Source organism: Bacteroidota bacterium (assembly GCA_039111535.1).
Classification (GTDB): domain Bacteria; phylum Bacteroidota; class Rhodothermia; order Rhodothermales; family JAHQVL01; genus JBCCIM01.
On the sequence record JBCCIM010000006.1, the window covers coordinates 51,194 to 74,960 of the forward strand.

At 51.7% G+C, this 23,767-nt stretch carries 12 protein-coding genes; 6 read left to right on the forward strand and 6 right to left on the reverse strand.

Going from position 1 to position 23,767, the window contains the following annotated elements:
* Nucleotides 1–24: 24 nt before the first annotated feature.
* The gene (gene nhaA, locus AAF564_01915; GenBank protein ID MEM8484270.1) at nucleotides 25–1,443 is read left to right on the forward strand and encodes a Na+/H+ antiporter NhaA; all 1,419 of its coding nucleotides are present in this window, start codon (nucleotides 25–27) and stop codon (nucleotides 1,441–1,443) included.
* Between the two features lie 255 nt (nucleotides 1,444–1,698).
* Here nhaA and AAF564_01920 read toward each other — a convergent pair whose 3' ends face one another.
* The 4 genes from AAF564_01920 to AAF564_01935 all read right to left on the reverse strand — a co-directional run bounded on the left by AAF564_01920 (nucleotide 1,699) and on the right by AAF564_01935 (nucleotide 7,720).
* Complete coding sequence (locus AAF564_01920) at nucleotides 1,699–3,429, reverse strand: S8 family serine peptidase (GenBank protein MEM8484271.1); 1,731 nt, start codon at nucleotides 3,427–3,429, stop codon at nucleotides 1,699–1,701.
* A gap of 544 nt (nucleotides 3,430–3,973) precedes the next feature.
* Nucleotides 3,974–5,686 (reverse strand): S8 family serine peptidase, encoded by a 1,713-nt coding sequence (locus tag AAF564_01925; GenBank protein MEM8484272.1) that lies wholly within the window; start codon nucleotides 5,684–5,686, stop codon nucleotides 3,974–3,976.
* A gap of 311 nt (nucleotides 5,687–5,997) precedes the next feature.
* The gene (locus tag AAF564_01930) at nucleotides 5,998–7,305 is read right to left on the reverse strand and encodes an NAD(P)/FAD-dependent oxidoreductase (protein ID MEM8484273.1); all 1,308 of its coding nucleotides are present in this window, start codon (nucleotides 7,303–7,305) and stop codon (nucleotides 5,998–6,000) included.
* A 37-nt stretch (nucleotides 7,306–7,342) separates the two neighbouring features.
* Complete coding sequence (locus tag AAF564_01935) at nucleotides 7,343–7,720, reverse strand: hypothetical protein (protein MEM8484274.1); 378 nt, start codon at nucleotides 7,718–7,720, stop codon at nucleotides 7,343–7,345.
* Nucleotides 7,721–8,009: 289 nt separating this feature from the next.
* Here AAF564_01935 and rnc point away from each other — a divergent pair, with 289 nt between their 5' ends.
* From rnc to AAF564_01950, 3 genes are all read left to right on the forward strand, one after another.
* Entirely contained in the window at nucleotides 8,010–8,732 is a 723-nt protein-coding gene (gene rnc / locus AAF564_01940; protein ID MEM8484275.1) for a ribonuclease III, read from the forward strand.
* Between the two features lie 161 nt (nucleotides 8,733–8,893).
* A complete protein-coding gene (gene gcvP / locus AAF564_01945) occupies nucleotides 8,894–11,773 on the forward strand; it encodes an aminomethyl-transferring glycine dehydrogenase (protein MEM8484276.1) in 2,880 nt (959 codons plus the stop codon).
* Nucleotides 11,774–12,317: 544 nt separating this feature from the next.
* Nucleotides 12,318–19,316 (forward strand): T9SS type A sorting domain-containing protein, encoded by a 6,999-nt coding sequence (locus AAF564_01950; GenBank protein MEM8484277.1) that lies wholly within the window; start codon nucleotides 12,318–12,320, stop codon nucleotides 19,314–19,316.
* 7 nt (nucleotides 19,317–19,323) lie between these two features.
* Here AAF564_01950 and AAF564_01955 read toward each other — a convergent pair whose 3' ends face one another.
* Nucleotides 19,324–20,235 carry a hydroxymethylglutaryl-CoA lyase gene (locus tag AAF564_01955; protein MEM8484278.1) on the reverse strand — a complete coding sequence of 304 codons (912 nt, stop codon included), beginning with the start codon at nucleotides 20,233–20,235 and terminating at the stop codon, nucleotides 19,324–19,326.
* Nucleotides 20,236–20,375: 140 nt separating this feature from the next.
* Here AAF564_01955 and AAF564_01960 point away from each other — a divergent pair, with 140 nt between their 5' ends.
* Nucleotides 20,376–22,376: a M1 family metallopeptidase gene (locus AAF564_01960; protein MEM8484279.1), complete on the forward strand. Its 2,001-nt coding sequence runs from the start codon at nucleotides 20,376–20,378 to the stop codon at nucleotides 22,374–22,376.
* Nucleotides 22,377–22,400: 24 nt separating this feature from the next.
* Nucleotides 22,401–23,351: a hypothetical protein gene (locus tag AAF564_01965; GenBank protein MEM8484280.1), complete on the forward strand. Its 951-nt coding sequence runs from the start codon at nucleotides 22,401–22,403 to the stop codon at nucleotides 23,349–23,351.
* Between the two features lie 118 nt (nucleotides 23,352–23,469).
* Here the strand turns inward: AAF564_01965 and AAF564_01970 are convergent, their stop codons facing one another.
* A complete protein-coding gene (locus tag AAF564_01970; protein MEM8484281.1) occupies nucleotides 23,470–23,709 on the reverse strand; it encodes a hypothetical protein in 240 nt (79 codons plus the stop codon).
* Nucleotides 23,710–23,767: the final 58 nt, after the last annotated feature.

Consider the following 23,767-nt stretch of genomic DNA (forward strand, 5'->3'; position numbering starts at 1 on the left):
AACCCCATAAAGCGATTTTTCCAAATGGAAGCAGCTCCCGGGATCTTACTTATGATCAGTGCTGCGGTCGCAATTATCTGGGCGAACTCACCTTTTGCGGAAGCATATTTTCACATGTGGCATGCCCACATAGCGATCGAAATCGGCCACCAGGCCATTTCGATGCACCTGCTTCACTGGATCAATGATGGTTTGATGGCCATCTTCTTCCTGGGTGTAGGTCTTGAAATCAAAAAAGAAGTATTGCATGGTGAGTTGGCTTCGCCCAAAAAGGCAGCCCTCCCTATTGCTGCCGCCATAGGCGGGATGCTTGTGCCGGCGCTTTTCTATGTAGTCTTTAATGCTGGCACACCCGAAGCGGGTGGCTGGGGTGTGCCGATGGCCACCGATATTGCTTTTGCTTTAGGGGTTATAATTCTGCTAGGCAAACGCGTCCCGACAGCCTTGAAGATCTTCCTCGTTGCCCTGGCAATTGTAGATGATCTCGGCGCTGTGCTGGTCATTGCGTTTTTCTATACCTCCGAGGTTTCTCTCCTGGCGCTCGGCGTTGCTGGAGGTTTTCTTGCCAGTCTCGTGGTCGCAAATCGCATGGGTATTCGCCGGCCAGCTGTTTATGTTGTGCTAGGTATCGGTCTTTGGGTCGCGTTCTTGCAGAGTGGCGTTCACGCAACCCTCGCCGGTGTATTACTTGCGCTTACAATTCCCTCTGGTAAAAAGATGGGTGCTTATGCCTTCATGGCAGTGGGCCGTGATCTGATTTACAAATACATGGGCTCTACGGCGCCTTCGCAGAGCGAGTTGACACACGATCAGGAGCACGCTGTGCACAAACTGGAGCAGGCTTGTAAAGACGTTTCATCTCCAATGGAACGGATGGAGCACGCGCTTGCCGGTTGGATCAACTTCCTGATTATGCCTTTCTTTGCCTTTGCCAATGCAGGTGTATCGTTTGTTGGAGGGGACATCATTGCGGCCCTTACCAGCAATGTTACCCTCGGTATTATTTGTGGCCTCTTTCTTGGTAAGCAACTTGGTGTATTTGCTTTCTCCTGGGCAGCCGTTAAAATGGGCATCGCCGCCATGCCTTCCAATACAACCTGGAAGCAATTCTACGGGGTGAGCATTTTGTCCGGTATCGGATTTACAATGTCGCTGTTCATTGCCAACCTCGCTTTTGGTGAAGGTGCGGTGCTCGACAACGCCAAAATAGGTATTCTGGTCGCATCGCTGGTTGCCGGCGTGGCAGGATGGATGATCCTGGCTTCTGCTGCACCTGCAGATGACACGCCGGAAGAAGAAGCGCCGGCCAAAGATCTTTCGGAAGAAGAAACGCTTGTGCTCGACCACCGGGCGCAAAGCAACTTCAAAGCAGACCACTTGAAACCGCAGCGTGCACAGCAGCAAGATGTTGTTGAATCCGAAGAAGTGTACCAAAATCTCTGATCAAATAAGCTTCCTCCGCTTATTTACTGTGCGAAAAAGGCGGGCAGGGTTCTCCCCTGTCCGCCTTTTAATTTTGTGCCATCTGATCTGACTGCCGAATATCGATCAAGGATTGTTGACTCGTGAATTAATTACCAGTCATCACATCTTTTATATATCAATCATTAGATCTCAAATCAGAAACCCATGATCGATATTCGGTAATCAATCAGATGGCATGTTGTATTCAATTATGTCGGTTGCTGTATGCAGTGCCTAGTTGTTTGCAAAAGTCATTACCTTGGCATCAACAAAATTTTCAGCGTCGATTTTGTACATGTAGACGCCACTGCTCATGGTCCGCCCGGATTCATCTCTGCCATTCCAGGAAGTGTTGTAACAGCCGACTTCCAGGTCCTGATCAACCAGCGTCGCGATTTCTGTTCCAGTCAAATCATATACCGATACCTGTACCCTTGCCGGCTGTGAGATGTGGAAGTTTATCGTCGTTTGCGGATTAAACGGATTGGGGTAGTTCTGGTAGAGCTCTGATTCCTGCGGCGCAATGTGCGCTTCTTTTGTATCTATCAGAATGCCATCAAGTATGGCGATGGTTGCGTGGTCATGCGCAAGCGCAGGTTCGTCTAAAAAGGCATTGGTAATACCGTGTCCGTAAAACATGTCCTGTCCCGGATCGGAACCCCGTTCGCGGGAATGATCGACAAGGAGGTGTTTCATCAAGCCGGGCGTGACGTCTTTCTCTTTGCTATGGATCAATGCAGCAACGCCGGTCAGGAATGCAGCGCTTACGCTAGAGCCGGCAGCCCAGCCCCAACCATTGGCAACGGTGCTGAATACAAGGTCAAAAGTCCAGCATGGGCGATTCAGCCCTTCTTTGACACAGTAATCACGCCCCGGATAAGCAATGTCGCCGCCTGGGGCGGCAAAGTTGATCACATTGGCCCCGAAGTTACTGTAGCTTGTTGGCTTTTCAGGATTAGCTTCTGCATCAAAGGCCCATCCGACTGGTGCCGTTGCTGATACCGCTATAAAGGGTGTAGCACTTGCCGGCAGGTAAAGGCAGCAGGTGTCGAGGTTTTTCTTCTCGTCCCCAGCCGGCGCAATCAGGGTGACCCCTTTTTTAATGGCGTAAGTACCGACAACTTCTAACATCGCTTTCATCTCTGATGCCCGGATGCCCGTTGGACCGTCTTTGTGGTACAGCTTGCCGAGGCCGACGTTGGCGATGTGAACGTCCTGGTTTGCTGCATAAACTAACGCATCCAGTAACCAGGAGAAATCTCCACTACCTGTTTTATGTGAGGCAACCTTGAGCGCGATCAGTTCGGCTTCGGGGGCAACGCCTGTTGTCCCTTTGCCATTTTTTGCGGCTGCAATAACACCTGCGATATGGGTGCCGTGGTTAAATCCAAAATCTTGCTGGACATCCCAGTTTTCTGTAGGGACAAATGACTTGCTCAGCGATTGATTGAGGTTGGGCGCAATGTCTACGTGGTCCGGATCAATTCCGTTGTCGATAATTGCAATACGGACGCCCTGACCTTTGCTTTTTTTCCATGCTTCCTCGGCATCGATGGCGTCGAGCCCCCACTGCAAATTGGATAGGTCCTGGGCGGCCTCTTCTGACGGTAACTCAGATTCGGGCAATCCAAGCAAAATGGTTTTGGCGGGGTCGATCCACTGGACTTCCGGATCATCGGATACAAGCGATACGCCAGCAAACCTGCGGACCCTGGCCTTAAGTCCCTGGTCGCCGTGAAAACAGACCAGGTGGGATGCACCCAGATTTATTTCGTTGCTTACTTCGCCGTGCTCAGCTGTGATATAAGATTTGAGTGCGCCAAGTTGCTGGTCCGAAACCTGGGCAATAAAATTATTCTGACCCCACGCCACGCGTGTGCCAAGGCATAAGAAGACAAAAACCAACAGCAAACGCGCCGGCAAATAAAAACTGGTTGTTGAAAAAGAAAATCGTAGCAACTGCATACGGCTTACAGTAGGGGCTTGATTTGGGTCTGTGGACAAGCTGTTTTGAGGGTTGCTGAAGCAGCAAGAAGGGTTTAGACTGAAGGGAGGCTGTCTAAGAAGTCCTTTTTTGAGATTTGCGCTTTGGTTTTGGACTACTGCCAAAAACCAGACCAAAACGGCTTCCTTTTTAGGGGATTTTAACTACAGCCCAAAGAAACGACAGGCTTATTTAAGTCGCATTGGTCAAGGACGGAAGTGTGTAGCAGTATTTGGCTACGCCGCATGCGCCAGCAAGCCCGAGAATTGATGGAGGTTTGGCGCAGGCGCGGTGGTAAATATCGAACACAGAACAAGGAACCCCTAATGTCGAAGGAAAATTCAATCACTCCTCACTCCTCACTCCTCACTCCTCACTCCTCACTCCTCACTCCTCACTCCTCACTCCTCACTCCTCACTCCTCACTCCTCACTCCTCACTAAAAAAGAACCGCACAGTAGCCGGCGGCCTGAGCAGGGCGCGCCGGTACTGTGCGGTGCTGTGTTGGGTATTGAGTTTTTTGGTTTACTTGAGCAATGTCATTACGCGGGATGCTGTGAAGTTGCCTGCAACAATTTTGTACAGGTAAACCCCGCTAGCAACCGATTGCCCGCCGGCATCTTTGCCGTTCCATGAAGTTGTGTAAGAACCCGCAACCATGGACTGGTTAACCAGCGATGCGACCTGGCGGCCCATCATGTCGTATACCGCGACCTGAACATCTGCCTGTTCTGCGAGATGGAAATTGATCGCTGTTGTCGGATTGAATGGGTTAGGATAGTTTTGCTCAATTGCAAAGCTGGTCGGGGTTTCTGTATCAAACCCGGCAGTTGCTACCAGATTGTCCGTTGCAGCAACGCCGTTGTCTCTGGTGCGCCAGAGTCCCAGTGCAGATTCTGCATCTACGCGACCGTGGCCAAAGAACGTGTCGTCACCAGGTGTGTCACCTAGTTTGTTAGCTGATGCCTTGAGCATGTTTTTGAGCTGTGCCGGGGTGGCGCCCTTTTTCCAACTCTTAAGCAGTGCTGCAACACCCGTCACGTGAGGGGCAGCCATGCTTGTGCCGGCAGCCCATCCCCAGCCTTCGTTGATTGTGCTGAAGACAAGGTCGAATACCCAGCAAGGCTGCGTTAATCCGCCAACCGTACAGGTCTCCGCTCCGGCATAAAGGGCGTCACCGCCTGGGCCAGCAAAATCGATGTGCCGGTCTCCATAGTTGGAATAGCTTGCCGGTACATCCATGTTTGTGCCCGGGTTCAGCCCCCAGCCTACTGGTGTAGTTGCTGAAACTGACAGAAAGTGCTTGGCACCACTTGGCAGTGCGATACAGCAGTTGTCTATGTTGAGGCTGTTGTTGCCAGCTGCAGCGATTAGCATTGTACCACGCTCGTTGGCGTACTCACCTACTGCATTGAGTATTTCTCTCAGTGCCCGCCCATCAGCACCAGCAGATCCTCCTTTAGGGAAAACCGCACCAAGGCTAAGGTTGGCAATGTCGACATCGTTGTCAGCGGCGTATACCACTGCATCGATTATCCAGCTGAAATTGCCACTTCCGGTGAATTCGGAAAGGACCTTCAGGGCAACCAGTTCAACTTCTGGTGCAACACCGATGGTACCAAGTCCGTTGTCGGCAGCAGCTATAGTGCCGGCTACGTGTGTGCCATGGTTAAAGCCAAATCCGGACTGGATATTCCAGTCCTCGTTCGGTACAAACGACTTGCTCAACGCACTGTTGAGGTTTGGCGCAAGGTCAGGATGTTCTGCGTCGATGCCACTGTCGAGGACAGCCACGCGTACGCCGGCGCCCCGCCTTTTTCGCCATGATTCGGGCGCATTGATAGCGTCATGCCCCCACTGAAGGTCGAAGAAAAAATCGTCATCGCCACTGTTAGGTGGATTGCCGAAGGTCTCTGCAGCGCCAACGATGGCCTGCATGTCTGGCTGGATCCACGCTACATTGGGATCGTTGGCCACCTGGTTGGCCGCTTTGTGTTGCCGGGCAAAGCGTTTTACCTGCCGATCTCCGCTGAAACAGACAACGGAGGTGCCATCTAACTGAATTACTTTGGTAATACTGCCGCCGGTTGCTGAAATATCTGATATGAAGGTATCCAGATTTTCAGTCTCAACGTGGGCGAGGAAGTTGTCTTGTGCTGAAGCTGTTGCTGCTATGAGCGGCAACATGAAAAAGAGCGTGAGCGCAACGCGCCACCACCTGGTAGAAGTTCGTCTCATCCTGAAATTCTTTTGAGTTAGGAGGGAATAGATCTGCAGAAAGGATGGCCGTGTCGCCTGCGCATGGTGGTGCAGGGATGGTAGGGTGCCGGCAGTATCGGTGAGCCGGCGTAGAAACCTTTGCTTGCAGGGATAGCTTCGGTGGTGAATCGAAACCGCGGTGCGTAGTGGGGCTCCCAATGAACAAAAAAAACTAAGGGATCTAATCAGCCATAGACGCCAATTAGAAAGAGAATTGCGTTACGGGGGCACATCTCGGGCTGGTCCATTGGCGCAGCCCGATTAGTGCAAAAAGCACGGTAGGCTCAATCTTACACTTCTGTGAGGGCCGGCGAAGGGCTATCAGGGGCAGATTCAACCAGGTCTGGTGCTTCCTCAGTTGCCGGCATAATAAGCCGGGCGCTACGGTCGTACGTGAAATAATTCCAGGCCCAGTTAAGCAAAACGTTCAACCGATTTCTGAAACCTACCAGTTGCATCAGGTGCAAAACGAGCCACATAACCCAGGCAAGAAACCCGGTGTTGCGGATACCTATGTCGAGCTGAGAAACCGCGGCATTGCGCCCAATGGTTGCCATGATACCGCGGCTTTTGTAGCTGAAGGGTGTTGCCGGCTTTCCGTTGAGGTGCCGGATGATCTGTTCTGCAACGTGTTGGCCGCCTTGCATGGCTACAGGCGCTAGTTGAGGGTCTATCTCTTCTGCTTTGTTTTTGCTTGCTGCAATGTCGCCAACGGCAAAAACCTGCTCGTGCCCTGGAATACTGAGATCCTCCGCTACGTCAATGCGGCCGGCGCGCGCAGTAGGCAGGCCCAGTATTTCTCCGAGCGGATTGGCACGCACGCCTGCTGCCCAGATCATGGTTTGCGTTGGAATCTGCGTGCCATCACCCAGGTGTACCGCATCGGGAGTCACCCGGACAACTTGTGTGTTGAGCATCACATTGACGCCACGTCGTTCAAGCTGCTTGCGTGCATAGGGCTGTAATTTTTCGTGGTAGGCATTTAACAGGTTGGATGATGCCTCAACCAGGTAGACTTGTGCTTTATCAACCGGCAGGTGGGGGAAATCTTTTTTGAGCACCTTCTGAAAGAGCTCGCATAATGCGCCGGCCATCTCAACACCTGTCGGGCCACCACCAACGACGACGACGTTAAGCAGGGTATCTGCGGTTGACTTGCGCAAGCGGTTTGCTGTTTCAAATCTTTCGATGATATGGGAGCGCAAGTTAACGGCTTCTGTGAGATTTTTTAAGCCAAAACCATGCTGTGCTGCGCCAGCAACGCCGAAAAAGTTGGTAGTGGCGCCGGCTGCGACAATCAGATAATCAAAGGGGATGCGGGTGCCGTCGAGGATGTGTAATTGCCGCTGTGCCCAGTCAACCCCTGTGACTTCGCCAAGATAAAAATCGAAGTTTTTCTGCTTATGGAAAATGCCGCGCACAGCGTGTGCAATTTCTTCAGCCTCCAGGCCGGCGGTAGCTACCTGGTAGAGTAGCGGTTGGAATGTGTGATAATTGTTTTTGTCGATAAGCAATACGTCGACTGGCGCGTTGCGCAGGTGCCGGGCTGCGCTCAATCCACCAAACCCAGCGCCTATTATTACAACTCTTGGTTTCATAATGCTACCTGGTTTAGCTTCTCAAATCGGTTAGGGTCTATACACGAAGGCGTCGGGCAAGTTGCTCTGCTTTTTCCCGCGCTTCATCTTCATCAATTGGGGGAATAGTAATCGCAGGTTTGGCTGCTTCGATTTCCAGCTTTTTAGTTTCAGCTGATTTCTCTTCATCAAGCAATACGTCCCATACCTGGCTTGTAACAATCGTTTCCAGGTTTTGAAGGCGCGATAGCAGTGCACTTTTCTCTGATTCTGAAGACTCCAGTTTTTTCAGGAGGTCATTTACTTTGGTCTCCAGATGTTCGGTCGATTCTCCAAGTTGAAGTTGCTTCTCCTTAAAACTCAACCATTCCTTGAATGCACCGAATAAAATGCCGGCAATGGGGATGAGTATCCAGCTAAAGGCCCAAAATGCCATGTTGTGCTTCTTGTGTGGTTAATTGATGCTACAATGCAAGATACGTCTTTTCCAGCATGAAGGGTTCAGTATGGCGTTCGAAAAATTCTCAAGTTGCTGTTGTGCTGCAAAATTATCTTGAACTTTTTCTACAGGCCGGGAACCTAACCAGAATTGCGGAGCCTTTTGCTAAATATGTGGTAATAAACAAATTAACTAACACCTACGGTCGCTTTTCTTAGTGTTTCAAGAGCGCAACATATTTCGCTTCTCGGTTAAAGGGTTTCTCAGTGGTCTGCTTGGCAGGTCGATGAAGCCAGGGCGGAAGTATCGGTTGTCGCGAAAAGCGATGGAGGCCCTGGTTGGCTTCCGCATTGGGGATATGGCCCTTTATGAGCGCGCCATGCGACATCGGTCCTTGTTACGTGGCGAGCCGGAATCTGGTACCCGGTCAAACGAACGCCTCGAATTCCTCGGAGATGCCGTGCTTGGTTTTATAACGGCAGAACATCTCTTTGAACATTTTCCCGAAAAAGATGAAGGGTTTCTTACCCGGTTGAGGGCAAAATTGGTTAACGGGAAGGCCCTTGCAATTTGTGCAGAAGAAATCAACCTGGGCTCCCTCATCCTGATGAGCAAGAATATGGTGCAGGAGCAAGGCCGGCAAAATCGCACCATTCTCGCTGATGCCTTCGAAGCGCTCATTGGAGCCATTTATCTTGATCAGGGGTTGGATACTGCCCGGCATTTTATTGAGCGCACGATGCTGAATCAAGTTGACCTCAAGGCGCTCGCCCAGCAATACGATAACTTTAAAAGCCTGCTGCTCGAATATGCCCAGGCGAGAAGTTGGGCCCAGCCTATCTACCGCGTTGTGTCCGAAGAAGGCCCCAGCCACGCCAAAACGTTTTCAGTTGATGTAATCCTGAAAGGGGAGCCACACGGTCGTGGGCAGGGAGGGAGCAAAAAAATGGCTGAACAACGCGCCGCCAAAGAAGCCTTGAAACTCCTCCGCAGTAAACCCCGCACCTGACGTCTCTTTCACAGCCGTTTCTGGCAATTTGAACCATCTTTCGTGAAGAAAATGCGGGGGTGGCTTGCCTTGGAAACTTCCTGTATATTCTGGTCTACTAGGGGCATATTCGAAGCGCTTCCCACCACGCCTCACTTACCTACCGAAAATTGCACAAAGGCATGGCCATAAATCTGTCTTTTACCGATAAATTTACCCGCCGTCACAATGGCTCTTCCAGCGAAGAAGTACAGCAAATGCTGGAAACCGTTGGCTTAAAATCAATGGATGCGCTTGCGCAGGCAACTGTGCCCTCGTCGATTCTGAGAGCGGAAGCGCTTGCCTTGCCCCCAGCGTTGTCAGAGTATGAGCTCTTACAACGTGTGAAGGAGCTTGCCGGCCAAAACGAAGTCTACCGCTCTTTTATTGGGATGGGATATCATGACACGGTTACCCCGCCCGCCGTGCAGCGTAATGTTCTTGAAAACCCTGCATGGTACACGCAGTACACGCCTTATCAGGCTGAAATTTCGCAGGGGCGGCTCGAGGCGTTGCTCAATTTTCAAACGATGATCATCGACCTGACGGGTATGGAGATAGCCAACTCGTCTCTCCTTGATGAAGGTACTGCTGCTGCAGAGGCCATGATGATGTTCAGCCGGCTGTCGCGCCGTTCCGGGAAAACAGCCTTCTTTATTGATGAGCGCTGTCACCCGCAAACAATAGACGTCGTGGCAACGCGGGCAGAGCCTCTTGGTATCGATATCCGGGTTGGCAACTTTGCCGACTACACCTTTGCTGAAGACGTATTTGGTGCCCTCCTGCAGTATCCCGCCACTGATGGCGAAGTGGTAGACTATGCCGCGTTCTGCGAAGCTGCCCATGACAGTGACGCCTATGTTGTTGTTGCAGCCGACTTGCTAAGCCTGGCGCTCTTGACGCCACCGGGGGAGTTTGGGGCGGATGTTGTTGTTGGTAACTCGCAGCGTTTTGGTGTCCCTCTTGGCTACGGTGGGCCGCATGCAGCATTTTTTGCCACACGGGAAACCTACAAACGTCAGGTGCCGGGCCGTATCATTGGCGTATCGATTGATGCAGACGGTCGGCCAGCGCTCCGGATGGCCTTACAAACACGTGAGCAGCACATTCGCCGGGACAAGGCGACCTCGAATATTTGTACAGCCCAGGTACTGCTGGCCGTGATGGCCAGTATGTACGCTGTGTACCACGGCCCGAAAGGTATCCGGCTGATTGCTGAACGCGTTCATAATGCCACGCGCGTGCTGGCGAATGGTTTGCAAAAGCTTGGCTATGTATTGCGCCACGAACACTTTTTCGACACGCTACGGGTAGAGCTCGACGATGAGACCCTGGATCGCGTGCTCATTGCGGCTGAACATAACCGGGTTAACCTCCGCGTCTTCCGCGATGGTACCGTTGGTATTTCGCTCGATGAAACGGTCACTGCAGACGATCTGGATACCCTGTTTGCCATTTTTGACCTGGAAGCTTCCGTGGATGCAGATGCTGTTGAAATTGCAGAAGAATTGGCGCCGGGTTACAGCGGTCCGCTTACCCGCCAGTCTGGATACATGGACCATCCGGTATTCAATAGCTACCATTCAGAAAGTGAGTTGATGCGGTATATTCATCATCTTGCTTCGCTTGACCTGTCGCTTACGACGAGTATGATTCCGCTCGGTTCTTGTACGATGAAGCTGAACGCAGCGGCTGAGCTTATGCCTGTCACGATGGCCGGCTTCAACCGGATACACCCGTTTGCGCCATCGGTGCAAACAAAAGGGTACCAGGTTATCATCGAAGAACTCGAAAATTGGCTTGCTGAAATCACTGGCTTTACCTCGGTTTCGCTGCAGCCTAACTCAGGTGCTTCTGGTGAGTATACCGGCCTGTTGACCATCCGTGCGTATCACGAAAGCAGAAACGACCACCATCGGAATGTGTGTATTGTGCCGCAGTCGGCACATGGTACGAATCCTGCCAGCGCCATTATGGCCGGTATGAAGGTCGTTATCGTTGGTTGTGATGACGCGGGAAATATCGACCTGGAAGATTTGCGGGAAAAAGCCACAACGCATGCTGATACGCTTGCTGCCGTGATGGTTACCTATCCGTCTACGCATGGGGTTTTTGAAGAAGGTATCCGGGAAATCTGCCAGATCATCCATGATAATGGCGGGATGGTGTACCTCGACGGCGCCAACATGAACGCGCAGGTGGGGTTATGCCGGCCGGGTGATTATGGTGCAGATGTGTGTCATCTCAACCTGCACAAAACGTTTAGCATCCCTCATGGCGGCGGCGGCCCGGGTATGGGGCCAATCTGTGTAAATGACCACCTTGCTCCATTCCTTCCTGGCCACGTGGTTGTGCCTACAGGAGGTGAACATGCCATTGGAGCAGTCTCGGCAGCGCCTTATGGCAGCGCCAGTATTTTGCTTATCTCCTGGGCCTATATCGCGATGATGGGCCCCGATGGCCTGCGCGAAGCTTCCCAGATGGCCATTCTCAACGCCAACTACATTGCCCGCCGCATCGAAGGACATTTCCCGATTCTTTACCGTGGCGAGAAAGGCTACGTGGCGCATGAGTTTATCATGGATCTGCGTCCCTACCGGCAAGCCAGCGGCATCACAGAACAGGATGTTGCCAAGCGTTTGATGGACTATGGATACCATGCACCTACCATGTCGTGGCCAGTTGTGGGTACCATGATGATTGAGCCGACAGAGAGTGAGTCCAAAGCTGAACTGGATCGTTTTTGTGATGCAATGATTTCCATCAGAAGCGAAATCCAGGAAGTAGAGCTTGGTGTAGTTGATGCGACGCTCAACGTGCTCAAGCAGGCGCCACACACTGCAGCAATGGTGGTTTCAGATGAATGGGACATGCCTTATGCACGCGAGAAAGCTGCCTTCCCATTGCCATGGACAAGGTCCCATAAATTCTGGCCTTCCGTACGCCGGCTGAACGATGCCCATGGCGATCGAAATCTCATCTGTACCTGCCCACCAATCGAAGCCTACGCTGAAGTGTCATAACTTTTGTGATTTTATCGTCAAGTAGGTCCACATTTCACGGATTGCTTATCAATTGTGACGAACCAATTTGAGCAACAGAAACAATGTCCGATTGCCTGAGTGTGAGAGGTCTTTCTTTTCAGTTGAGACCATTTTCTCTCAGAACGACGTTGCTTTTAGCGCACCCCTTTGTGCGCCTGTTGTAGTAGGTAAAACTGGATACGGTTATGGATTTTATGGATGATCCCACCGTTTTTCGGTGAACTCATTTCGTGTCTGTGCTAAACTTTTGCCCTCCTCGGCACATCTGCGGGTAGGACCCCTGGTGGCAGGCGAAAAGACACGATACAATCGCTTACGTTCTGTCGCGTTCATGTGGACCAACAGCAGCTTGATTGCTCAACAATTCTGCCTGGTCAGCACGAACGGTTCGACCTTGCTCTAGCGTGGCTACGCTCGTTCTTCTAACCCCTCAAGTGAAGGATACAGGGCTTTTCTTCTCTGGCTCCCTGGGATCCCGATTGTAATTTCTATGTCTGGAATGCAGCGCATTGTTTCTCGTTGCATGGAAGCACTGTACTGGTTATTACAGTGCCACGTCTATTTCCGTGCAACATGCATTGGCTTGCTCATCATGCCAATGATCATTTCTCAACCCAGCCGGGCTGATGGGAGCAAAGATCTCATCAGGAATGGCGGATATCGTCCTTTTCTCGAAGGTGGGCATGGCCGTACTGTGGCCGGCATCAACCGAATGAACAAGTTTTATGTCTACCTGCGCGCAGGAGAGACCCTTCAGTTGGGTTCAAGCGCAATGGGGATGTATGAAGGTGACATTCAATTTACCCAGCCTGATGGCACAACGGGCTCATGTCTGGCACTGAAGCCAGCAACCGCGGGTGATCGGTGGGGGATAATTCCGTCGATTGATGAAGAACGGGCCGGTCCGCTGCCCAATGTAGGCGGCTACACGGCATGTGAACGCGCCGCAGACGCCTCGACAGAAGGCATCTGGGAAGTAACTTTTGTAGGACCAGCACCAGATAGCTGGGCATTTTCAACACCGCTTCCTGCCGGCGCATCCTGGCAGCAGGCACCCGACGTGTATACCATTGCAGCCTGGGATATCACGGTTCGCAATGCTGATACACAGGAAGTCCCGGGTCGCGTATTTGCCAACCATCTCCCACTAAACCTGGGTAGTGCGACCGCTTCTATTGCTTCAACCTTGTTTGCGCGTACGCGAGATGGTTATGACTATCGCATAGACCTGAACAACATTAGTGGGCATACCTTGCTGTTGTTTGCTAACTCTGCCGGCTTTCAAACGGTAACTGAAGAGGCACTGCTCTATCGATCCATAATACTGGATCCCCTGAATACTTCTAATAACGGATTGCCCGATGGCGTGAAGCTGCACAACCCTTTCATGCAGGATACGGAGCAAGCTGCTACGCATAAGCTCTTTCTGGTACCACCTGCTGATGACCTGCCTGTGGCAGCGATGCAGGGAGATGTGCCGGTCTGGTTAGCCAATCCGGTTGTTGCACCTGCCACGTTTGATGGCCTTTCATACACCGGCAGCGTGGGCAAAACGGGCAGCTTTTCGTTCCAGGCATCTGCCGCCGGCCGCTACCTGTTGACGATCGATTTGAACCAGAACGGAATTTGGGGAGATGGAACGGATACGTTTCTTTCTGGCGTTGCGCGTGCCGGCGAAAACATTGTGCCATGGAATGGAAATGATGCCAGCGGATTTGCCGTAAATGGGGTAGCTGGTGGTTACCAGGCCCGGGTTGTCGCATTAGCTGGCGAAATTCATTTGCCGGCCCTGGATTTTGAAAACCAGGTCCAGGGCATTGTGCTCGAACGGCAAAATGGAGCAGGTGCGCCGGCTTATACCGTTTACTACAACGATGCTGCGCTTGAAGGCAGGCCAGGTGCGCCCGAACCCGTCAATGGGCTCGGAGGCGCGGACAGCCGGGCAGGTGCCCATCCATTTGCTGAGGCATTTGGAGATGCTGCTGGCGTTGATACCTGGTCGTATGTTGCTTCTTCGCCGGCCTACCTCGATGAGTCGCTATTTCCACTGGTAAACGACTTACGCGTGGCTGTTGAGCTTGATACGCAAGTGCCAGCTGATAACCAGGCTTTTGTACACCTCATCCGCGTTGCAAACGATGGCCCGGATGATGCGCAGGGCATTCGGGTGCGTGTAAATATGCCGGCTACTTTTCAAATCCAGCTTGCTGATGCGCCTGAAGGAAATTTCTCGCCAGGCGAACGCATCTGGTTCATCGACCAGTTGCCCAGTGGTGATGAGGCAGTGCTTACTCTTACCCTTCTGGCACCATCTGGTGGTGCATATACCCTGTTTTCTGAGGTCATTGCTCATGCGGGAGATGACCCGGATTCTACGCCCAACAACTTTGATGAAAGGCTGCCGAATCAGCCGGCAGAAGATGACACGCAGGCAATCACTGTTTACGTGGCTCCGGAGCCATCGCTTGGCCTTGCCCAGCAGGTTTCACTGATCACAGACGATCCCGCCGGCTTTAAAGCTCAGTTTGATGTACTCGTTGAAAATCTCGGCAACACGCCGCTGTCAAGTGTGCAGGTCCTGGAAAATCTCACCGCCCGATTCCAGGGTACAGATTTTCGGGTAGTTGCTGCTGATGCTTCTGCGCCGCTGGTCATCAATCCGAATTACGATGGAGACCTGGATACAAACCTGCTCGAGTCTACGCAGAGCGTGCTCGGTGTTGGTGAGCAAGGGGCTATCACGTATGTCGTGGATGTGACACCATTTGCCAACCTCGGCCCTTATACGGGAAATGCAAACGGTTTTGCGGAAGGGCTGACCGGTGTTGTTGTAGAAGATATTTCTGATGATGGTCTGATAACAGATCTCAACAAAGATGGCCTGGCAGACGGCTCGGAAGAAAACGATCCGTCGGTCATCAATATTGATACGCGCTCGTCCATTGGGCTGGCCATGCAAGTGTCCAATGTTACCGGGACTGCAGCTTCTTTTTCAGCAGACTACACGCTGATGGTTGAAAACCTTGGCAATGTACCGCTGCAACAAGTGCAAATTATAAATGATCTGGGGGGGTTGTTTGGGCCAGGCAATACCTCCATATCCAATTTGAGTGTAGATGGTCCTTTAGCTATCAACGCCACGTTTGATGGGCAGGCTGTAGATGACATGCTGGATGCTGCAGCCAGTAACCTAGGCGTTGGGGAGCGGGCCACACTAAGTTTTTCGTTGGAAGCATCGCCGGCCTTCAGTCTCGGTTTCTTCAACCACGTAGCCCGGGCAACGGCGCAAGGCCCTGACGGGCGCGCCGTTTTTGACCTTTCAGATGATGGCGAAGAGACGGATCCCAATGGAAATGGCCGGGCAAACGATCCGGGTGAAGAGGATGTGACCGTCATCGCTTTTGAGGGTGCGCCATCAATTGGTGTGTCATTGTTTGCTACGCAGGTAACAGGTGATCTTGGCGGGTTTGGTGTCTATTACGATATAGAGGTTCGCAATCTGGGAGATACTGTGCTGAACAGTGTCCAATTACTCGAAGACCTGGGACGTGCATTTGAAGGGACCAATTTCTCTGTGTCGAATCTGACAGCTACCCAGCCGTTGGCCGTCAACCCCGATTTTGATGGCTTAAACGACAAGAATCTACTGGCACGTTTTGGGAATTCACTGGCACCTAATGCATCTGCAAAAATAAGTTTTACCGTAGACGTTGAGCCTGTTTCGTCGTTTGGACCCTATAGCAATTCGGTTATTGCTTATGCGGATACGCCGGCCGGGACAACAACGTCTGATACCTCTGACAATGGCACAACTGTAGATGCTGACAACGATGGCAATGCCAACGAGCCCGGAGAAAACGACCATTCTATAACAGCCTTTGCGCCAACAGGTCACCTGGGTGTGGCGTTGGGTCTGGCCGCAACCACGGGGGATTTAAACACCTTCAGACTTGTGTATACCATGGTTGCTGAGAATCTTGGCGATGTACCGCTTTCAGGTTTGTCGCTGGAGCAGGATTTAGAAGCCGCCCTGGCCGGTACCTCATACCGTGTCGTACGGGTTACACCTGCATCACCTTTCGAAGCCAACCCGCTTTTTGATGGCGGTCAGTATCAGGAATTGCTGGCCCCAACCGGTGCTGAATTGGGCGTTGGGCAGCAAGTGACTGTAGAGGTGGAGCTGGAAGTTATTCCTGTCGATAACTTTGGGCCCTATGCTTTACATAGCATGGGAGCGGCCCGCACACCCTTTGGCACTACGTTGCAAGATGAAAGCACAAGTGGCCTGAATCCGGATCCGAATAACAACGGTGATCCAACAGAAGAAGGAGAGAATGAACCCGGTGTGCTGGTCCTGACTGAGCGTCCGGTTATTGGCGTATCGATGGCTGCATTGCCTGCTGATGGAGACCTGAAAGGCTTTACCAGTCGGTACGTACTCCGGGTGGAGAACCTGGGGGATGTCCCGCTCGAAAATGTAAGCGTGACCACCGATTTGGCCCAAACGTTTGCGGGTACTTCATTTGATGTGCTGAAGCAAAGTGTGCAGGGCCCCCTCGCACTGAATAAGGATTTTGACGGTGTTGAGCATACAGAATTACTGGCTGGTGAAAGCCGGCTAGTGCCAGGGGATACAGCCCGGGTTTTGATTGATTTGGCTGTGTTGCCGGTTGATGCAGTTGGACCTTTTTCTCTGTCTGCTATTGCATCTGCAACGGGCCCAAATGGGTCGGGTACTACAGATATTTCTGCCAACGGATTTGTCGTAGACAGCAATGGAAACGGTGTGCCGAACGAGGCTGATGAAAATGAGCCAACAGTGCTCGATGTTGCGGCAATGCCGGCCATCGGTGTTGCAAAGGTGCTCAACGAACTCGTTGAAGTATCCGATGGATTTGAAGCCTCTTTTTCTGTTACCCTGCAAAATGTAGGCGACGTGCTGTTGCGCAATGTCCAGGTTGCTGATCCTCTTGCAGACGCATTTCCGGCTGCTGACATCGACGTGCAAACCCTAGCTGTTATAGATGGGGATGCCTACGTGCCGGCAGCAAACTACGATGGAGTTTCTCAAGTCAATCTGCTCGAAGATAACCTGCCTGATTTGCCGCCCGGGGAAGATGTCATTCTTAGCTATGTTGTTAAGATTACCCCTGATCCAGCAGCCCAGCAAGGCGGGGAAGATCTGTTTTTGTCGCAGGCTACTGCAACTGCTACCGATCCAGCAGGCAATGTTGTGACTGATCTTTCCAATGCGGGTACAGACCCTGATCCAAACGGAAATGGCAACGCAGGTGATGCGGGAGAAGACGAGCCGACGCAGGTTGATGCTGCGTTTCGCCCTGCGTTGTATGTAAATGCTTTTGTGGAAGATATTGCTGGTGATACGACGCGGTTTGATGCCCTGGTTTCGTTTAAGCTTGAAAACACGGGTGCGGTTAAACTGGATTCGCTTGACTTCTCTTTCAATTTGATGGAGCTGTTTCCCGGCGCAATTGTCACTGTACAGCAGATTTGGACAACCTCCGAGTCAACCCTGCCTGTTAATGCAACCTATGACGGCCTTGGCGATACGCGCGTGCTTGTGCAAAAAGAGGCAACCCTGACTCCGGGGGCTTCTGCGCGTATCAAGGTATTGGTTACGGTGACACCCGGCGCATCGCGTGGGCCCTACAAGAGTGATGTTGAAATTACGGGCCGGACAAAACGCGGCCAGATTGTATACGGGCTTGCCAAGGTACCTCCGCTTCGTATTGCAACAAGCACCGGGGAGGAGGCCGGCCTTGAGTCAAATGGCGACCTTGCATCCTTGGTTTCTCAGCGTAATTACCGGACGCAGCACACCAGTTGGATACAGTCGGTTGCCAAAGCCCAGGCGACAGCGTTGCCGCGGTTGAGCGCATTAGGTGCTGACGCTGTAGAGGGAACAGGTAGTCTGAATGCTCAGGATGTAATTGATCTTGTGCCTACGGAAGGCCCGCGGAATTCTGATGGTGTTGTGACGACGCCAAAAGACCTCTTCGGAATCACGAATGCCACCAGTGTGTTGGCTGTAGACTATATGGATGAAGATGCCCGTTTGGCAGCTTTGTTTGCTACCACGTCGCCTGTCGATGAACTTTATGATCACACAAAGAACATTTGCGATCGCCTGAAAGGCGCTTCGTTAGAGTCCGTTTCTCTGATCTCAATTAAAGGGCATCCGTTTGTGTTGTCTGTGCTCGAACATGACAATGGTGAGGTGGATTACGCCATCAATTTTGTCGGCTACCGTCAGGGGGCCAACTACCTGATCGATAGCCGTTTTGTGCGCGACGCCTACCAGATACAGACAAGTGTGACAGGCGAGATATTGAACTTCCAGGTGTGGTCTTATAATCCGCAATTTACCATTGCACTGGTTGAAGACATTTTAAACAACATGGAAACAGTAGGGAGCATCGGCTTTGTTAGCCGCGAAGATGATATCCCACAAATCCCTGATGTTTTTGTGGAGCGGGGAAGCTACCAGGCCGGCCAACTGGTTTTCCAGCTTCGGAAACCTGCCGGCGTAACCGAATTTATTTTTAAAGGGGAAACGACCAATATTGAGGGGGGAGAAAAGTCTGTATTTGAACGCGTGATCCCTGTAACAGGAAATGCAACAGACGAGGAGCAGGTAGAAGTTGTGTTGCCTTCCGGAGTGCTGTTTGATGCGTTGTTGACGGTGACAAACGATGCCAATACAAACGTAGATCAAATTTACATCGCAGACGGTCCATGGGGTAAAATCGAGGATGCACAGGAGGATACCGATATTGAGGTGTTCGAAATCCTGGAACAGCCGAGTTACAACCCGAGTGATGGCCGGTTTGTAATCGAGCGCGGTGCTGCGGTATCGGGTACCGTGGCTGATAGCCTGGTTGTTTTCCGGCACTTCCGCCCGGGTGGACGCGCTATTGATCTCAGTACGTTCTCGTATGTGAGTTTTACTGCTGCTGGTACGGGTACAGCCCAGCTTCGCCTGGAAGAGGCCAATGCCGCCGGCGATTTCTTTACTAAAGATATCGAACTTGAAGCGTCACCCAAAAATTACACCATCGTGTTTGAAGATTTCTCCAAACGAAACGGCCAGTCTGGTTTTCAGGGGCAGTCCACGTCGGCCATCAGTTTTTCATTCCATACGGAAGGGAGTGAACCGATGCCTGTTACGTTCACTGTGGAGTCGCTTGTGTTTGGGAAAGGGCAACCTACAAATCTGGAAACTGATGGGTTGATTCCAACGGTTTATTCGCTTGATCAGAACTACCCAAATCCGTTTAATCCCTCTACAACAATTTCATTTGGTTTGCCTGAGCCGGCTTCGGTTTCATTACAAGTATTTGATATGCTTGGCCGGCAAGTCCTGACAGCCGTGGAGCAGGACTACAATGCCGGACGCCACAAGGTGGTGCTGGATGCAAGCCGGCTTGCCAGTGGTGCGTACATCTATCGCATGCAGGCAAACAAGGAAGTGTTTACCAAAATCATGCACGTGGTGAAGTAACACGGGGTTAACCTTCGCGTGTAGCCAGGTTGTAGAGTTTTCCTGGCAAGTTGCGACCAAGGTGGGCTGCGACGCTTTGGGTGACCTGGGCAACAGCCGCAGTGTCAATACCCGTGTTGATGCCGAGCGATTCGAGGAGGTAGGCCGTGTCTTCTGTGGCGATGTTGCCGGTGGCACCCGGAATAAAAGGACATCCACCAAGTCCGCCAATCGATGTGTCGAAGTGTGAGACGCCGCATTGCAGCGCTGCTACAACATTGGCTAGCCCAAGGCCGCGCGTGTCATGGAGATGTAAGACGATGGGTATGCCTTCAGCGCAAGCCGCAACGGCTTTGAGGGTTGAGGCCATGAGGGTGGGGTTTGCCATCCCCGTAGAGTCTGCCAGCGACAGCGATTCAATCCCTTGCGAGACAAACTGACGCGTCATATCTAAAATCAACTCGATTGGTGTATCACCCGGTGTAGCGTATCCGAACACGCACTGGAATCCCATCTGTGCCTCCATGCCGGCATCTCTTGCCAGTGCAACCATTTCCAGAGCTTGCTGGATGGCATCTTCGCGCGACATGTTTGCATTGTCGAGGCTATGCTGGTTGTTGGTGGAGATGGATAAGTCCACGTGACGGAGGCCGGTTTTTGCTGCGCGTTCTACGCCTCTGGCGTTGAGCGCCAATCCGGTGAATACGGTTGAGGTGTTGTCGGGTAAATTGGCAACCAGTTCTTCGGCGTCAGCCATTTGTGGGACCCATTTCGGGTGAACAAAAGACGTGACCTGAATGCGCTGTATGCCGGCTGCCACCAGTCCGTGCAAGACCTCCAGTTTCAATGCTGTTGGGATAGGCGTAGACTCAAACTGAAAGCCATCGCGCATGCCCACTTCTGTAATGGTAGCGTGGCTGGGATAACTGCTCGTGTTCATGGGTACCTTGAATAAGAAAGGTGACTGCTGTCAACTTGCAGGCTAATTTGTTTGTTCTGCCTGCCCGTCAGGCTGCCTGCAACTTGCAAGGGGAAATCCGTATGTTATCTCAGGTTGCTACCCCAAAATGCAATAATCTGATGAATAGCCGTCCCATCATGCGTGCGCTTTATTTGATCCTGGGCACGATTTTCTGCTGTACGTTTTTCTTTAGTACGCGTGTTGTTCGTGCGCAGCAGGCAACAACCTCTGATACGCCCTTGAGCAACCGGCTGGTTTCTTACCAGATGGATGTTACGCTGAATCCTGAAGAACGATCGATTGCTGGAACGCAACGCGTCACCTGGCGCAATCCGGATGCCGTACCTGTTGATGAATTGCAGTTTCATCTGTATCTCAATGCGTTTAAAAATGAGCAAAGTACTTTTATGGTGGAGAGTGGTGGCAGCCACCGGGGCTTCACACCAGACGGCGAGAACCCGTGGGGCGGGATCGAAATCAATCAGATGGAAATTGTGCAGCGTGGCCTTACAGACGCGGCAGTACTCGAGGGCAATGCGTCTGTAGATCTTACTTCTGCCATGCGGTTTATCCAGCCCGATGACGACAATGAAGCAGATCAAACTGTCATCTCTGTACCATTGCCGGCGCCCGTAGCACCCGGTGAGACCATCACGCTCGATATTGATTTTACCTCGCAGATGCCGCAAATTTTTGCGCGCACAGGATGGGAGCGTAAAGACAATGATAGCCTGTTTTTTATGGTTGTCCAGTGGTTTCCCAAGCTCGGTGTATACGAAATACCGGGACAGCGCTATGTGCCCGATGACGCATCCCGCGGGAAGTGGAGTACCCACCAATTTCATGCAAACAGTGAGTTCTACGCCGACTTTGGTACCTACGATGTAACCATCACAACGCCGGCAACCTACGAGGTTGGCGCTTCTGGTGTACTTATTGACGAGACCATTGCATCAGGGCAGCGGACTGTAACCTACAAGGCGGAAGATGTCCATGATTTTGCCTGGACAGCCAGCGGTGATTACCTGGTTTTCGAAGATAGCTGGAATCATGTCAGCCTTCGCCTTATGCTGCAGCCCGAACACCGCGGGCAAGTTGAGCGCCATTTCGACGCGGCAAAAATAAGCCTGGAATATTTTGAGAAATGGGTGGGCCCATATCCCTACACCACGCTGACACTGGTGGATGGCATTGGCGGAAGCAACGGTATGGAGTATCCAACGCTCATCACCTGTGGCACTGCCTACCTGTTACCCGAGTGGGTGCGGTTGTTGGAGTTGGTGACGATACATGAGTTTGGACACCAGTACTTCTATGGGATGTTGGCCAGCAATGAGGCTGAAGAAGCCTGGTTGGATGAAGGGCTTAATTCGTACATCGAAATGCGCATCATGGATGAGGTGTATGGCAATGGCGGTGTTATTGACTTTCCCTGGTTAAAGGTTGCAGATCGGGATGTGCAGCGGCTCTCGTACATTGCCAATCGGCCCGAGCGGGGTCCTATCTACAAGCGGTCTTGGGAGTACGAATTCAGAAGTGACTACGGTAAGGCAAGCTATGCGAAGCCGGCCATTGTGATGAAAACGCTCGAGAATTACCTGGGGTGGGATGTGATGGAAGAGGTGATGAAAACCTATTACAATGCGTGGAGATTCCGCCATCCTACTACAGAGGATTTTATTGACGTAGTAGAAAAGGTGTCGGGCCAGTCATTGGACTGGTTCTTTCGCCAGTATGTGTATGGTACTGAAGTGGTGGATTACAAAGTTGCTGATATTACCGTGGTCCCCGACGAAGTAAGCGACACGGTTGTCAACCAGGTACACCTTACGCGAGATGCAGATGGCGTATTCCCGCAGGAGATCGAGGTGGTATTTGATAATGGTGTAGTAGAAACGGTCGAATGGTCTGGTGAGGAGCTCGAAAAGACCATCACGTTTGCGCGGCCGGCGGCAATAGAAGAGGTTCACCTGGATCCTGACAACAAAGTGCTGTTGGATATTAACCAATTGGATAACCGACTCCGGGTTAATCCGGAGTCGAGGTTTGCGCGGCTGCAGACGGCCAATGTAATTGTTTGGCTGCAGCAATTGTTCAATGTAGCGGGCGCCTTGTTTTAGGTCCCGCGAATCATCATGCGTCTTATGGATATTTCAAAGCGCGAACTGTTTACACAAAGTTTGGGGGCCGGTTTTCAACTGCTGCGGGGCCGGCTTGGCCTTGTTGCGCTGCTATACGGATTCGATTTGCTGGTGGCAGTCCTGCTTGGCTTCCCGATTTACAATGCTGTAGTGGAGCACGTAGGGATTACAGGTTTTGGGCCAGACCTTATTCAGCGGTTTGATCTTGTTTTGTGGCGTGAGATCCTCGATGGGCTCACGGAGGCTTTCAAAGTCCTCGGTATTCAGTTGCTCATCGTAATTCCTGTGTACTGGATTTGGAAAACCGCGTCGCGGATGGGAGTCATCTATGCGCTACACCAGGGAGGGATTTGGCCTTTTTGGCGAGGTGTCGGCTATTACACCGGAAAGGGGCTGTTGCTTGGGTTACTGTTCCTTCCCGTGAAGGCCATTGCTGCTGCTGTAGCCGTTATGATTGGACTGGGCATTATCAATGTATGGACAGGAGAAGTTGGGGCTTTTTGGAGCATGGCGGTGATTCTGCCCTTTCTGGTAATTGCAGCACTGGCTACGATAGACCTGTTCCAGCGGTATGCACGGATTGCTGTAGTAGTTCGACATGATACCGTTTGGCGTGCTTTTTCAGCCGGGCTCAGTTGGCCCTTGAAATACGGTGCTGCCAGCTACCTGTACATCGCCTGGTTTATGTTCGTGTTGTTGATTTTTGGGATGACACAAGGGCTGAATGCACTTTTACATGTCGGTGTATCTGCTGTTGTTGTCGCTTTCTTGATTCAGCAGGTAAGCCTCTTTACAAGAGAAGCCGCTACAGTAGGCTGGATTGGTAGTGAGGTGAGCCTTTTTGAACGGACCCATATCCACGAATTGCCGCTGATTGCAGAGGATGAGCAGGTGGGTACATCGTCTGATGCGCATTCCGGTGATGATGCGTTGGGCGGTGTTGCGTTTACGTAAGTTTAGGGCAATAAAAAAGCCGGACATTACGGTGTCCGACTTTAAAAAAATCCCTGGTTGTACCAATCTCTATACAACCAGGAACCTTCTCCTTGGGAGAAAAGGTGTGCAAATCAGGTCAGGCTGAACGCATTACTGATAATAATTCCTGAACTTCATCTTCTTTTGGGATTTTTGTCGATTCAGGACCCAATTCGCGAAAGGCATCTGTAAAAAATAGCGCGAGCGCTTCACGTTCTCCAGCGTTGGCAGCATAGGTGTCAAACACCGACATCATTTGCTCCCACATCGTTTCGGCAATTTTTCCGGTAAGGTACAGAGAAAAGAGTACGCGAAGTGCTGATTTTCTTGGAGACATGTGTAAACCCACGCGTTGCATAATAGACCTCTCTTAATCAATCATATAAATATTATTC